The organism is Shinella sp. JR1-6 (assembly GCF_004284735.1).
In the GTDB taxonomy this organism is placed as follows: Bacteria; Pseudomonadota; Alphaproteobacteria; order Rhizobiales; family Rhizobiaceae; genus Shinella.
This window is the reverse complement of record NZ_SHMI01000058.1, coordinates 1-12,452: the sequence shown is the minus strand read 5'-3', so window position 1 is coordinate 12,452 and position 12,452 is coordinate 1. Positions and strand designations below refer to the sequence as shown.

The following is a 12,452-nucleotide window of genomic DNA, read 5'->3' as shown; positions in this document are numbered from 1 at the left end:
ATCGCTTGGTCGACCGCTGCCTGAAACACGGACACAAATCCTCGCCGCGAATTGCGACAGGTTAAGGCGACGCCATCTTTCGAAGTGCTTGACCTTCCTCTCGGCCGTTTCCGAAAAGTGCGATGGAACCGGGATTGCCGGGCCGGAATAGGCGGCGTCGACCCCATTCCAGATACCGGAAACGTAGGTCTCACCGGCGTCTTCGTAGCTCAGCTTCTCGGCGGACCAGTCATCGTCCTCGGTGGCCTGGCGGCACGCGAGCACAACGGTTTCGGCGTGATAGGTGCGATGACGGTAGGCTGGCAGACGATAGCTCGTCTCAATGGTGTAGTCAGGCATCTTGGACTCCTGGAACGAAAAAACCCGACTGGCGCTGTCGGGCCAAGCGGACTTGTGAAATGAGAATGGATGGCCGGGTCGCTGGCCGGTTGGGATGGCGGCTTGGAGAGGACGCGGGGGCGCGCTGGTCCAGGCAGCAATGCGCCGGTTGGCGCATGTCATAGGTCTCCAGATCGGGAAACAGAAAGGCCCGGCGCGGCGGCCGGGCCTCGGATTGATCGTTGGCGCTTCGCGGATCTATTCCGCGGCTTCGAGATGACCGTCCTGATCCTCGTCGGGATCGGCGGCCGCCTGCTCGTCTTCGACACCCTCGGTCAGGAACGCCGGCAGCGCGACCTCGACGGCTTCGGTATCGTCTTCGTCAACGAGCACCGTTTCATCCGTCTCCGACAGCCCGGTCTCATCCGCGATTTCATCGGCAGGATAACGCAGCACCTCGGGGAGCCATCCGCTGCCGTCGAGCAGCCGGGCCGCTTCGCGCGCCATGTCCTGCTTCTTCAGGTGGTCGATGAGCTGCGCGGACTGGTCGCCCTTGGCTTCGCGAACGGCCTGCAGGATGTGGGCCTTGGTCACGCGGCCGAGATAGTTATCGACCGTCGGCGTCCAGCCCGCACCCACCATGCCGAACCCGATCGTCTGGGCCAGCTGCACGGCGTGCTGGTTTTCCTTGGTGCGCCGGTTCCATTGCTGGATCGTGGCGTTCAGCGACATCGACGCGCAATGCGCAAACAGCGCCAGCCGGCTGTCCTGATCGAGCGCGATCAGGTAGGCCCACACCGCATCGGCTTCACCCGGAAGATCGTGCCCCCAGTCTTCCTGGCGCTGTTCGATCTCCTTTGCCCAGACCGTGTCGGCGAGGCCCTGCGTCTTGGTCGACACCGTATGCTGCACCGTGATTTCCAGGCAAGACGCCGTGCCGTAATGGTAGAAGGTCTTCAGCACCAGAAGGTGCAGCACGGCGATGAAGGCCGTCATCGGTTCATTGGCGAGCGCATTCCTGAGCGCAAGCGTGCGGGCCGCGGTCAGGTCCTCGATGAGGCGTTCCGAGAGCGGCCGGATCTTGCCGTCGTCGTCTTCCGGCTCCTCGATACCGACGGACTTGCCGTTGACCGTGACGCCACCTTCTGCCGATGCGATGACGTCGTCCCCGCCATCGCCATCCGGATCGGCAGCGTCGCCCTCCACGGCCTCGATGACAGGCTCGTCCTCGGGCCGGACGAAGCCGCGCTCGATCTTCAGTTCGCCATTGCCGGCGAGCGAGATGAAGGCACCGCCGCGAGCGACGTCGTCGGGATCGAGTACGTAGGGCCGTTCGTTCAGGGCAGTAAGCTGCGCATCAAGATCATCGAGGCGCGCTTCCGTCTCCTCGGAATAATCGTCGGCGGCCTCGTATTCCTCGCTGAGCTTGTCGAACTCCGCCTGCAAGCTATCATGGCGAGCAAGCTCTTCCTCGGTGAACTCCGCCTGCTTCCCATAGAAGCGGCGAAGACCGGACGCGTGGCCGAAATGGAAGTCGATGGCGGAATTGACCCACTTCCAGCCCTCCTCCGTCTTCAGCGCTTCGGCATCTGCCGTCAGCTTTTCCAGCACGAGCTGTTCAAGGAGCGCCGGATCCTGGAGCCACCCGCCGTTGTCCTGCTCGAAAAGGTCGCGCATGACGATGCCGCCGGCGGCCTCATAGGCTTCGATGCCGACATAGGTTGCACGGCGATCCGTTGCCCGGACCGCCGTTTCGGTTAGCAGCCGGCGGATGTAGTAGGGGTCCGTGCTCTGCGTCCGCGAAACCGTCTCCCAGACCTGCTCCTGGCGCGCATGATCCTTGGTGAGCGAGAACGCCATCACCTGGCCGAGCTTCATCTGGTCGTCGCCATAGAGCTCGAGCAGACGTGGCGAGACGGACGCCAGCCGGAGGCGCTGCTTCACCGTCGCAACCGAGATGTGGAAGCGAGCGGCGATTTCCTCCTCGTCGAGCCCCTGCTCGCGCAAGACCATCATCGCGCGGAATTCATCCAGCGGATGAAGATCGGCGCGCTTGACGTTTTCAGCGAGCGAGTCCTCGGCTTCGAGGGTTTCCCCTTCGCTGACGATGCAGGGAACGGCCGTGGTCTTCGTCAGTTGCTTCCGGTCGACCAGCAGTTTCAGCGCGCGGTAGCGGCGGCCGCCGGCAGGGATCCGATAGATACCGGTCTCCCTGCCTTCGGCATCGAGTTCCGCACGCACGTTGATGCTGGTCAGCAACCCGCGACGGGCAATGTCGTCGGCGAGTTCCTCGATCGAGACGCCGGCCTTGGTCTTGCGCACGTTCTGCTGGCTGAGGACGAGCTTGTTGAAGGGGATGTCGCGCCCGGCGTTGAGCGAGATTTTCTGAATGGCCTGTGCCATGTCATGTCTCCGCGACGGACCGGCCGGAGCCTCTCTCCAGCCACCTCAATCCGCCACGAAACCCCCATCCCCCCTCTCCCTCTTTCCCGGTCCGCCGCCCTCAACGCCAGCCGCCAGCGTCCGCGTCGCTGTTGGCGGCACGCGGGGAACTGTTCAGCCAGATCGTCATCTGCCGCCGCATGATACCGATCGGCGCGCAGATTTCCGTGATCGGCGCGCTCCCGGTCACAAAGCCATCCTCCTGAAACAGCTCAACGAAGTGCTGCATGACGTCGAGGTAGAGGGCGCCGCCGACCAGGCAGACCTCGATGAACGGTATCCGGCCATGCTCTGTCATCGAGGCGATGTGCATGCCGGGATGTTCGCCCGGTGGCATCACGCGCCGCTGGGTTTTCGGCTGCGGCCAGCGCATGCCGAGGCCGCCGGCCTTCATGGCGGCCGCAAGCTCCGGTGTCATCCGTGCCTCATAGTTCTCGATGGTGCTTCCGGCTTCGCGAAAGCCATGCTCGGCCGACAGGAAGGCGACCTGAGCCTTCTGCCCATCGGGATCCGCATGACGCAGGGTGCGCCAGAGCGGTCCATCATAGCGATCGCGCGCCGGTATGGTTTGCGGGCCATCGCGCTTGGTCATCGAGCACGACAGGATCAACAAACGCCGGGAAGGCAATATCATGGTCATGCTGCCCTCCCTCTGCTGTCGCGCATATCGAGCAGCTCGGCGTAGCGCGCATGGATCGACGATCGATCAAGGTAGCGAGCGCGAATTCCCACCATGGTGCTGACTTCCGAGCGCACCTCGGCGAGGAGGTCGGCCTCGCCGTCCGACAGCATCCGGATTGGCCAGCCCTTCACATAGAGCATCGGTTTCGTCAGCCGGCGCTCTGCCTCACGACGACGGTCCGCTTTGTCCTTGGCCATGGCAAGACGATCCCGCGTTCCGGGCGCAAGGAGATGAGGCGCAATATCGCCTAGCCAGCGGCTGCTCTGAAACGCGAATGTGCTCCGGCATTCCAATCCGACCATATGGCGATAAAGGTCGTGCGTTTCCGGCTGGGCGGCCGCGGCCACCAGATCGGGAAGGCTGGACGTGATGCAGAAGCGGCAGGAGACGCGGCTGAGGCCAAACTGGCGATAGGCCGGATGCGGCTCGATGCCCCAGAAATCCAGCGACGAAAAGACCTCCGCCTCGGACCAGTCGAGGATCGGCCGCCAGGTCCATATGCGCTCTCCCGGCTTGTGGTCGAGGATCTCGGCACGGGCGCGCTGCGGGCTTTCCTCGCGACGGACGCCGGTCACGCTGATGATGGGCAGCCTGGAAAATCGCCGTTTGAGTTCTGCATGGATTTTCGAGGTCTTGAGCTCGGACGTGCAGAATCTCATTGCCGGCGTGCTCCAGCACGGCACGAGCGTCACGGTGCTGAGATTTTCGTAGCGCGCGACGTTCGATCGCCAGCGGCTTTCCCAGCGGTCCATCAGCCCGCCTTGCTTGCGGCGGACGACAATGCCGATTCCGATGAAGCCGCCCCCTTGTTCCGAGATGATTGCGCCCCCGGATTCCGGGATGATCTCGCCCCCTGTTTCATCGGGGTCTGCAGGCAGTAATTGTTGTCAGTTCGATCGAGTGATGTGTCAAGCTTTGCGCGGCAGATTTCGTCGTAGGCTTTCTCCGCTGAGTTCGATGCGGTGGGCGTTGTGGACGAGGCGATCGAGGATGGCGTCGGCGTAGGTGGGGTCCCCAATGACGCCATGCCAGGCGGATACGGGGAGCTGGCTGGTAATGATCGTCGATCGGCGGCCGTAGCGGTCCTCAAGGATTTCCAGAAGATCGTGACGGGCCTGTTCGTTGAGCGGCTCAAGACCCCAGTCGTCCAGGATCAGGACCTGAACATAACCCAGGGTGCGCTGCAGCCGCGCATATCTGCCGTCGCCGCGGGCGAGCGCGAGCTGGGCAAAGAGCCGAGGGACACGCTGATACAGAACCGAGCGATCGTCGCGGCAAGCCTTGTGGCCAAGGGCGCAAGCCAGCCAGCTCTTTCCGACGCCCGAAGGGCCGCAGATAGCGAGATTGTCGTGAGCGCCGATCCAGTCGCCACCGAGCAACTTCATGAAGAGCGCACGATCGAGGCCGCGTTCGGCGCGATAGTCGACATCTTCGGGCGTCGCCTGATGGCGAAGCTTGGCGAACCTGAGGCGCGTAGCAAGCTTGCGGTCGTAACGGGAACTCCATTCCCGCTCGAGCAGCAGTCCGAGCCATTCGGCATGCGAGAGATGTTCGGCTTCGCCGTTGGCAACGAGTTCGCCGAAGGCCTTGGCCATGCCCGCCAGGCCCATGGCGTTCAGTCTATCAAGTGTTGGATGAGCAAGCATTCTTCGTTCTCCTTAGTGGTAATAGCGAGGTCCGCGGATGTTCTCGTGGTGGATCGGTTCGTGCGAGGCGGCACCATTCGAGCTCGCCGTCCGGTCGAGGTGATTGTCGAGGATGGAGCGCACTGAGCCATAGGTCCGAGCCCCGATCTCCAGCGCTCGGGCGCAAGCGGCATTAACCCTGTCGCGGCCGAAGCTCTTGTTAAGGCGGATAATTCCGAGGCAGGCGCGAAAGCCCTGCTCAGGATGCGGCCGGTCGGCAAGAATGCGCTCGCACAACAGCTCGACATCCCGTCCCATGGCAGAGGCTTCGCGCCGAATGCGTTCGATCGTCCAGTCGGCAAACCGACGATGCGCCGAAGGCATATGATCGGGGATGGTCGTGTGTTTGCCATTGCCGCTCGAGCGGCGGTGCGCGGCAATCCGCTCGCCCTTGTGGAATATCTCGATCGTGTTGGCGGTGATGCGCGCCTCGACCTGCTCGCGGGCAAAGCGATAGGGAACGGAGTAGTAATGCCGTTCGATCTCGACGTGGTAATCCAGTCCGGCACGCCGGATACGCCACTCGGCGAAGACGTAGCGCTCGACAGGCAATGGCCGCAGAGCCGGACGATCGAGTTCCTCGAATAGCTGGCGACGGGTAGCGCCGACCCGGCGCAGAACGCGTTTATCGTTGAGGTCCCAAAGCAGTTCGGCGATCGCCGCATTCACGTCGGCCAGGCTGTAGAAGACCCGATGACGCAGCCGGCCCAACAGCCAGCGCTCGGCAATACGAACCGCGGCCTCCACTTTCGCCTTGTCGCGCGGCCGCCGCGGCCGTGTCGGAAGAACGGCGCTCCCATAGTGCGCCGCCATGGCGCAATAGGTCCTGTTGACCTGAGGGTCGAAGTGGCAGGCCTTGATGATCGCCACCTTGGCATTGTCAGGAACCAGAAGCGCCGGCGAGCCGCCGAAGAATTCCAGCGCCTGAACATGGCATTCGACCCAGTCGGGTAGCGTCTCTGTCCAGCGCGCTTGCGCATAAGACAGGCTGGACGCTCCCAGAACCGCCACGAACAGGTGTGCTTGTCGCGTCTTGCCCGACAGCCGATCAACGACGACCGTGACCGTGTCACCGGCATAATCGACGAACAGCTTGTCGCCGGCAGCATGCTCCTGCCGCATCGTCACCGGCAGCTTCAGCGCCCAGCCACGGTAAAGGTCACAATACCGACTGTAACGATAACCATCGGGATGACGGCCGATATATTCGTCCCAGAGAATTTGCAGCGTCACGTGCTTGCGCTTGAGTTCGCGATGGACCTCGGCCCAGTCCGGCTCGGGGGCCCGGCGATGACCCGTCTTCGTCCCTGCCGATTTGTAGAGAGCCGCTTCCAGGACAGCATCGCTGACGTCGTCGTCCAACGGCCACGAAAGCCCCGCAGCCATCGCACGTCGCAGCGTCTCGCGCACCGTCGACGGTGCTGCCCCGACCCGAACCGCAATCGATTTGTGGCCCAGTCCTTGCTCGGCCCGATATCTCAGTATCTCGCGGACACGCCGCATCTCCAGTCTCTCCGCAGGCATCCCGTTCCTTCCTCGTCACCATCGACGGAAGGAACTTCACACCGGCAGAACACCCACGCCACATCCCTGCCAAAGGGGGCGGCATCATCTCGGAACAAGGGGGCGACTATTTCTCGGAATGGAGGGGCGAGATCATTTCGGAATCAGGGGGCGGTTTGCCTCGGAATTTGCACGACAACGAACTCGGCGCCGAGGCGATCAGCGAGGTGCTCGCAGGTCGGGAGCGAATGCGTCCATTCAACCGAACCGAGGTCGGCATGGATTAGCAAGCGCGGGCCGGAATGTCCGATCCTGTCGAGGTACTCGAAGGTGGCCATGGCCGCGGCCTGACTGTCCTTGCCGCCCGAAACCCCGATGGCGACGGCCGCGCCTTGCTTCAGAAGATCGACGATGGGCAGGACGATGGAGATCGATGGAAAGGCACGGGAAATCGATGTTGCCGGCGGCGACGTGGGCGAAGCCATTCGCGGGCGCGCGTGGTCGACGTTTAGGTGGGAATGCATGATGCGGCTCCATGGCGAGCAGCCGGAGCCTCTCTCCAGCCTCTCAACCCGCCGCCGCCGTTCCGCCCCGCTCTCCCTCTCCGGCCGCCGACCCACCTTTCCCATTTCCGGCCGCCCGCGCCATCGGCCCCGGCGGGGGCGTACCGCCGCAAATGCTTCAGGAGAAACCGTTGACTGAAGGTCTTGTGTTCACTTTTTACACGTATGCCGAAGCTCGTATCCCACGCGAGGAGCGCTGGAAGCCGACCGGGCTGCGCGATATCTTTTTCAACGACTACGAAGATGTAAGACGTACTGTGCTTGCAATGCGCGAGGACATCGCAGCCGATCCTGATATGCAGTGGGAGACAACAAATATCGAAAAGGTGGAGACGGTCGCAATCTGCCAGTCCAGCGTCTTGGCGTTGCTGAACGACGGCCCCGGTGCCTTCGTCGAGCATTACGAGGTTCTGGAGACCATTGGCCGTAAGGACGAAAGCTGATTTTCGTTGGCGTGGCGGTTAGGTCCGGGTGCTGAACGATAACGCATCCAAGTGCGGATCGCTCTCTGCCAGCACATTCAGTGTGCGACTGGCTTCGTGAGGCCTCACCCTCCGCGACAACGGCGTGGCTTGGCTGCACGGTGTTGATCGACGCGGTGGCGCGCCGACGTCGCCGGAAATCATCGCTTCCTTGCAAATCTAGGTCGGAACAGCCCGGTCAGCAGGGAACGCTCGCCCGAATTCTACTTTGAATTCGATGCGTGCGGTCAATTCTAAATTGACAAATTGACGATTCTGCAAAGTCAATGTCGCGCGAACTTTAATCTTATGCAATAGTGTCAACCATGAGTGGACAATCAGAAACAAAGCTAAAGCAGCTCCTTCACGAGGTCCCTCCTGGCTTCTTGGTGGATTCGGAGTGGATGGCTCGTCATGCCATCTCGCGACAGTCGGTATCAGGCTATGTCAAGCAGGGCTGGCTCGAGCCAGTCATGTCGGGTGTGTACCGTCGCCCGTTTTCCTCGGACACCAATCCAGAGGCCATCGGAGGCTGGAAAATACCCCTGCTCTCGGCCTTCTGGCTCATGCGGCATAAATTTCATGTCGGTGGGGCGAGCTCGCTCTCTTTGCGGGGACATGCCCATTACCTGTCGTTTGGTGGTGACTTCGCCCTCTATCTCTACGGATCCGATATTCCAGCCTGGCTATTGAAACTGCAAACGGACGCCGATGTGAAGTCCAGGAGCAATGTCCTGTTCGGCGACGGAACGACCGGAGTCGAAAACGCAGACTTCAACCTTTCCAACGACGAGAATTCGGAGCTGGCACAAAGCCCATGGCGTTGGCCAATGCCGATGTCCTCGCCCGAACGCGCGATTCTCGAAATGCTCGACGAGGTCCCGAAGGGTGAGAGCTTCCACAAAGTGGACGTGGCGTTCGAAAGCCTCGCCAATCTGCGCCCACGAGTGCTGATGACGCTCCTCACCCTTTGTCGGAGCGTCAAAACCAAGCGCCTCTTCTTTGTGTTCGCCGACAAGCATAATCATGCCTGGCGCCGGTACATCGACATGTCGTCCGTTGATCTCGGCAAGGGCGACCGGGCGCTGACGCCGGGCGGCCGGCTGCACCCAATCTATCGCATCACGGTCCCGGCCGACATGATGCCGAAGGAGACCCTGCATGGCCCGTGACCAATACATGCGCCAGGTCGACCTTCTGGTGCGAACCCTTCCTTTCATCGCCCGCCACGAGGTCTTCGCCCTGAAGGGTGGAACGGCGATCAACCTCTTCTATCGCGACATGCCGCGGCTCTCGGTCGATGTCGACTTGACCTATCTGCCGATCGAGGACCGTGAAACGACTCTAAAAAACATCGATATGAGGCTCGAACACATCCGCGAAGACTTGATGCGCACTCTGCGTGGGGCGAGCGTTCAGAGAATCGCCGGCGGCGGCAACAACGACACCCGCCTCCTTGTCCGGCAGGGTAATGCCGAAATCAAGGTCGAGACCTCCCCGGTCGCGAGGGGCACCGTCCATACACCAGAACGACGCCGAGTGAGCGAGAGCGTCGAAGAGACATTCGGTTTCGCCGAGATGCAGGTCGTCTCGTTCGAGGACCTGTTCGGCGGAAAGCTGCACGCCGCGGTGGACCGGCAGCATCCGCGAGACCTGTTCGACGTCAAGTTACTCTATGAGAACGAAGGGCTGACCGACGCGTTGTTCCGGACATTCCTGATCTATGTCGCCAGTTCCGGGCGCCCACCACACGAGTTGGTGCGGCCTTCGCTTGCAGACCTCGACGAAGCCTTCGTGAAGGAGTTCGAAGGGATGACGATCGAGCCGGTCAGCCTCGACGATCTGAAAGCCGCGAGGGACCGGATGACAACAGATATCCTTGCGAAGCTTGACGACAAGGCGATGCGCTTCTTGCTGTCACTTCATGACGGCGAACCAGATTTCGCGGCAATCGGCCTACCTCAGGCGGCGGAGCTGCCGGCTGTCCGCTGGAAGCTTCTAAATCTACAGAAATTGAAGGAGCAAAACCCCACGAAACATGCCGAGCAGCGGCGAGAGATCGAAGAGATTGCGTCAACGACACCCACGGACTCTGGAAGAGGCAAAATCTGATCTATGGGTAGTTCGATTGGCGATGCACCACTGGCTGTCCGAACGTGCCATATGAAGGCGCAGAACTGCCATAGGTTTGCGCATTTCGCTCTTGAACCAACTCACCCCTCTGGCCCGCAAGTCCCATCTTCCCATTTGGTGAAAATTCCGGCCTCCGAAGCGAAGAGAGGCTTTGCACCGTTCTCGTGATCAAGAAGCCAACGTTTGCGGGGCAGTCCGCTCCCGTATCCCGTCAACGAGACGTCAGACCCGATTACCCGGTGGCACGGAATGACGATGTTGATGAAATTCGCTCCATTCGCGGCCCCCACAGCCCTGGTGGCGGTTGGGCTGCCGCCGCGACGTGCGAGTTCAGCATAACTGATCGTCGATCCAGCCGGTATGAGGCGAAGCTGCTCCCCTACCTTGGTTTGAAACGGCGTGCCGCTCGCTTTCACTCGCAAGGTAGCGAGGGCAGCGAGTCCACCGGCGAAAAAGCCTCCAGAGCATCGCGTGACGGGCTCCGCGTGTAACTGGCGCGGTTTGCTAAGCTGTCGGCACCAAAGTGTGGCAGCAAAAGCCTGTTCATCCGTTCGGACATGTCCTCCCAATCCGCCAACCGGAGGTGGGCGGATAACCCCAGCGATCGAAGGTTCATGGGCGGTGGTCATGGCTACGTTTCCCGCGGGCGGAACTAGAGCGCGACGGCTATGCGCGGATGTCGGCGATGATCGGCCGACGGATGAACATGCCTGAAGGTAGGGTCGATGCCCACTAAAGCGTTTCGCAGCTAACCGGATTCGGGATTGAACTAAGCCGCTAGTCGCGGCAATTGGTGCCCGCTTTGAGAGATGCCTCCTGTCTGAGAGGATTTGGGTGTTGCAAACCCACCCTTCAGACAGGAGATCCAGATGGCCGAGATGAGCCCTCTGCGTCGCCGGATGATCGAGGACATGACGGTCCGCAATCTTTCTCCGGCCACGCAGCAATCCTATCTTTATGCAGTCGCAAAGTTTAGCCGTCATTTCGGCCGATCACCGGATCGGCTCGGCCTGGACGAAGTCCACGCCTTCCAGGTCCACCTTGTGTCGACGGGCATATCCTGGTCCGGATTGAACCAGATCGTCTGCGCACTCCGGTTCCTCTATGGCGTAACGCTCGGCCAGAATACGATCCCGGAGCATATTCCGTATGCGCGCGAACCTCGCCAGTTGCCGGTTGTTCTTTCGAGCGACGAGGTCGTCAAATTTCTGCAAGCCGTCTCCAGCTTGAAGGCGCGGGTGGCTCTGACGACGGCCTATGCCGCCGGTCTGAGGGTCTCGGAGGTCTGTGGTCTTCGCGCCAACGATATCGACAGCTCAAGGATGGTGATCCACATCACGCGTGGCAAAGGCGGCAAAGCCCGCTACGTCATGCTGTCCCCGGAACTGCTCGGGATCCTGCGCAGCTATTGGCGCTTGGCGCGGCCCAAGGACATTCTGTTTCCTGGGCGCGACGCAGACAAGCCGATCGAGCCGTGGGTGCTGCATTCCGCCTGCCGTTCGGCGGTTGCGGCGGCGGGTCTTTCCAAGCACGTCACCGTCCATACGCTGCGGCATTCCTTTGCCACGCACCTGCTCGAGAACGGGACCGATATCCGCATCATCCAGGTCCTGCTCGGCCACGCGCACCTCTCGACAACAGCGCGTTATACGCAGGTCTCCACCGACACCATCCGGTCGACGGCCAGTCCGCTCGATCGATTACGACTGGAGGTGACGCCGCCGGAATCGTAATTGCGCCCCACCTTCGAAGTCGCCGACATCTTTCGACGACATGGGAGCTCCTACAGGCGGGAGAACGCCGGTCATCTTGGCCGCGGCGAACGACGCGTCATGGGCGCGATCGAAGCCTGCCGGACGCCCAGGCTCGGCGGTCACGTCGATGCCTGCGACGATTGCGGCAGGACCCGTATCTCCTATAATTCCTGCCGCAATCGCCATTGCCCGAAGTGCCAAGGCGCAGCCCGCAGGGAGTGGGTCGATGCCCGCGTCGCCGATCTGTTGCCGGTTCCGTACTTTCATGTGGTCTTCACGCTGCCGCCTGGCATCGCCGAGATCGCCTTCCACAACAAGGCGGTCGTCTATGCATTGCTGATGCGCATCGCCGCCCAGACGCTGCAGACCGTTGCCGCCGATCCCAAGCGACTGGGCGCCGAGATCGGCATCGTCGCCGTGCTTCACACCTGGGGCCAGGCCATGACCCATCATCCCCATGTCCATTGTGTCGTGCCCGGCGGCGGTCTCTCGTCCGACGGGTCACGGTGGGTCGCTTGCCGGCTGGGCTTCTTTCTGCCCGTGCGCGTGCTGTCGCGCCTGTTTCGGCGGCTCTTTCTGACGGCCCTTGCCAGAGCCTTCGCTGACGGTGAACTTCGCTTCTCCAACGAACTCAGTCATCTCAACGACGACGAGGCGCTCACCCGCCATCTCGCGCGTGCTCGCCGCGTCGAATGGGTCGTTTACTCGAAGCCACCATTCGGCGGCCCGGACCAGGTGCTCGCCTATCTTGGCCGCTACACCCATCGGGTTGCCATCGCCAATAGCCGCATCGTCGAGGTCGATGACGGCCACGTTGCCTTCCGATGGAAGGATTACCGGTCTTGACCTTTATCGCTTTGGCCTTGAGTTGGCGGGTAATCTCGTCGAACAAGGTCTTGTCCAGACCATGA

The 12,452-nt window shown here is 61.8% G+C and carries 11 protein-coding genes and 2 pseudogenes; 5 read left to right on the top strand and 8 right to left on the bottom strand.

The genetic code is table 11. The features are described 5' to 3' along the window. The 7 genes and pseudogenes from EXZ48_RS33235 to EXZ48_RS33205 all read right to left on the bottom strand — a co-directional run. Positions 1-339, bottom strand: a pseudogene (locus tag EXZ48_RS33235) (hypothetical protein); the annotation flags it as partial. 237 nt (positions 340-576) lie between these two features. Beyond that, the gene (locus EXZ48_RS33230; protein WP_130521297.1) at positions 577-2,721 is read right to left on the bottom strand and encodes a ParB/RepB/Spo0J family partition protein; all 2,145 of its coding nucleotides are present in this window, start codon (positions 2,719-2,721) and stop codon (positions 577-579) included. 100 nt (positions 2,722-2,821) lie between these two features. After that, positions 2,822-3,400, bottom strand: coding sequence for a hypothetical protein (locus EXZ48_RS33225; RefSeq protein ID WP_130521295.1), 579 nt, complete (start codon positions 3,398-3,400; stop codon positions 2,822-2,824). Continuing rightward, complete coding sequence (locus EXZ48_RS33220) at positions 3,397-4,194, bottom strand: phosphoadenosine phosphosulfate reductase family protein (RefSeq protein WP_245462425.1); 798 nt, start codon at positions 4,192-4,194, stop codon at positions 3,397-3,399. The genes EXZ48_RS33225 and EXZ48_RS33220 overlap by 4 nt, the downstream gene beginning before the upstream one ends. A 156-nt stretch (positions 4,195-4,350) precedes the next feature. Continuing rightward, positions 4,351-5,088, bottom strand: a complete 738-nt coding sequence (istB, locus tag EXZ48_RS33215) for an IS21-like element helper ATPase IstB (protein WP_130521293.1) — start codon at positions 5,086-5,088, stop codon at positions 4,351-4,353. A gap of 12 nt (positions 5,089-5,100) precedes the next feature. Further along, positions 5,101-6,630, bottom strand: coding sequence for an IS21 family transposase (gene istA, locus EXZ48_RS33210; RefSeq protein WP_130521291.1), 1,530 nt, complete (start codon positions 6,628-6,630; stop codon positions 5,101-5,103). Positions 6,631-6,794: 164 nt separating this feature from the next. Continuing rightward, a complete protein-coding gene (locus EXZ48_RS33205) occupies positions 6,795-7,154 on the bottom strand; it encodes a hypothetical protein (protein WP_207900587.1) in 360 nt (119 codons plus the stop codon). A gap of 170 nt (positions 7,155-7,324) precedes the next feature. On the opposite strand from EXZ48_RS33205, the gene EXZ48_RS33200 reads away from it, so the two are divergent. The 3 genes from EXZ48_RS33200 (at position 7,325) to EXZ48_RS33190 (ending at position 9,766) form a co-directional block, all read left to right on the top strand. Continuing rightward, positions 7,325-7,636 (top strand): hypothetical protein, encoded by a 312-nt coding sequence (locus EXZ48_RS33200; protein WP_130521288.1) that lies wholly within the window; start codon positions 7,325-7,327, stop codon positions 7,634-7,636. Positions 7,637-7,980: 344 nt separating this feature from the next. After that, positions 7,981-8,826, top strand: coding sequence for a type IV toxin-antitoxin system AbiEi family antitoxin domain-containing protein (locus EXZ48_RS33195; RefSeq protein ID WP_130521286.1), 846 nt, complete (start codon positions 7,981-7,983; stop codon positions 8,824-8,826). After that, positions 8,816-9,766, top strand: coding sequence for a nucleotidyl transferase AbiEii/AbiGii toxin family protein (locus EXZ48_RS33190; protein WP_130521284.1), 951 nt, complete (start codon positions 8,816-8,818; stop codon positions 9,764-9,766). Before EXZ48_RS33195 ends, EXZ48_RS33190 begins: the two co-directional genes overlap by 11 nt. A 101-nt stretch (positions 9,767-9,867) precedes the next feature. Here EXZ48_RS33190 and EXZ48_RS33185 read toward each other — a convergent pair whose 3' ends face one another. Beyond that, positions 9,868-10,416, bottom strand: a complete 549-nt coding sequence (locus EXZ48_RS33185) for a methylated-DNA--[protein]-cysteine S-methyltransferase (protein WP_165909501.1) — start codon at positions 10,414-10,416, stop codon at positions 9,868-9,870. Between the two features lie 240 nt (positions 10,417-10,656). Between EXZ48_RS33185 and EXZ48_RS33180 the strand changes: the two genes are divergently transcribed. Then, entirely contained in the window at positions 10,657-11,520 is an 864-nt protein-coding gene (locus EXZ48_RS33180) for a tyrosine-type recombinase/integrase (RefSeq protein WP_130521282.1), read from the top strand. Beyond that, a pseudogene (locus EXZ48_RS33175) lies at positions 11,521-12,381 on the top strand (IS91 family transposase); the annotation flags it as partial. Positions 12,382-12,452 lie beyond the last annotated feature (71 nt).

Coding starts and splice junctions, on each gene's coding strand:
- EXZ48_RS33225 (WP_130521295.1), bottom strand. CDS start 3,400: ATGACCATGATATTGCCTTCCCGGCGTTTGTTGATCCTGTCGTGCTCG.
- EXZ48_RS33180 (WP_130521282.1), top strand. CDS start 10,657: ATGGCCGAGATGAGCCCTCTGCGTCGCCGGATGATCGAGGACATGACG.
- istB (WP_130521293.1), bottom strand. CDS start 5,088: ATGCTTGCTCATCCAACACTTGATAGACTGAACGCCATGGGCCTGGCG.
- istA (WP_130521291.1), bottom strand. CDS start 6,630: ATGCGGCGTGTCCGCGAGATACTGAGATATCGGGCCGAGCAAGGACTG.
- EXZ48_RS33185 (WP_165909501.1), bottom strand. CDS start 10,416: ATGACCACCGCCCATGAACCTTCGATCGCTGGGGTTATCCGCCCACCT.
- EXZ48_RS33220 (WP_245462425.1), bottom strand. CDS start 4,194: ATGGACCGCTGGGAAAGCCGCTGGCGATCGAACGTCGCGCGCTACGAA.
- EXZ48_RS33205 (WP_207900587.1), bottom strand. CDS start 7,154: ATGCATTCCCACCTAAACGTCGACCACGCGCGCCCGCGAATGGCTTCG.
- EXZ48_RS33190 (WP_130521284.1), top strand. CDS start 8,816: ATGGCCCGTGACCAATACATGCGCCAGGTCGACCTTCTGGTGCGAACC.
- EXZ48_RS33230 (WP_130521297.1), bottom strand. CDS start 2,721: ATGGCACAGGCCATTCAGAAAATCTCGCTCAACGCCGGGCGCGACATC.
- EXZ48_RS33195 (WP_130521286.1), top strand. CDS start 7,981: ATGAGTGGACAATCAGAAACAAAGCTAAAGCAGCTCCTTCACGAGGTC.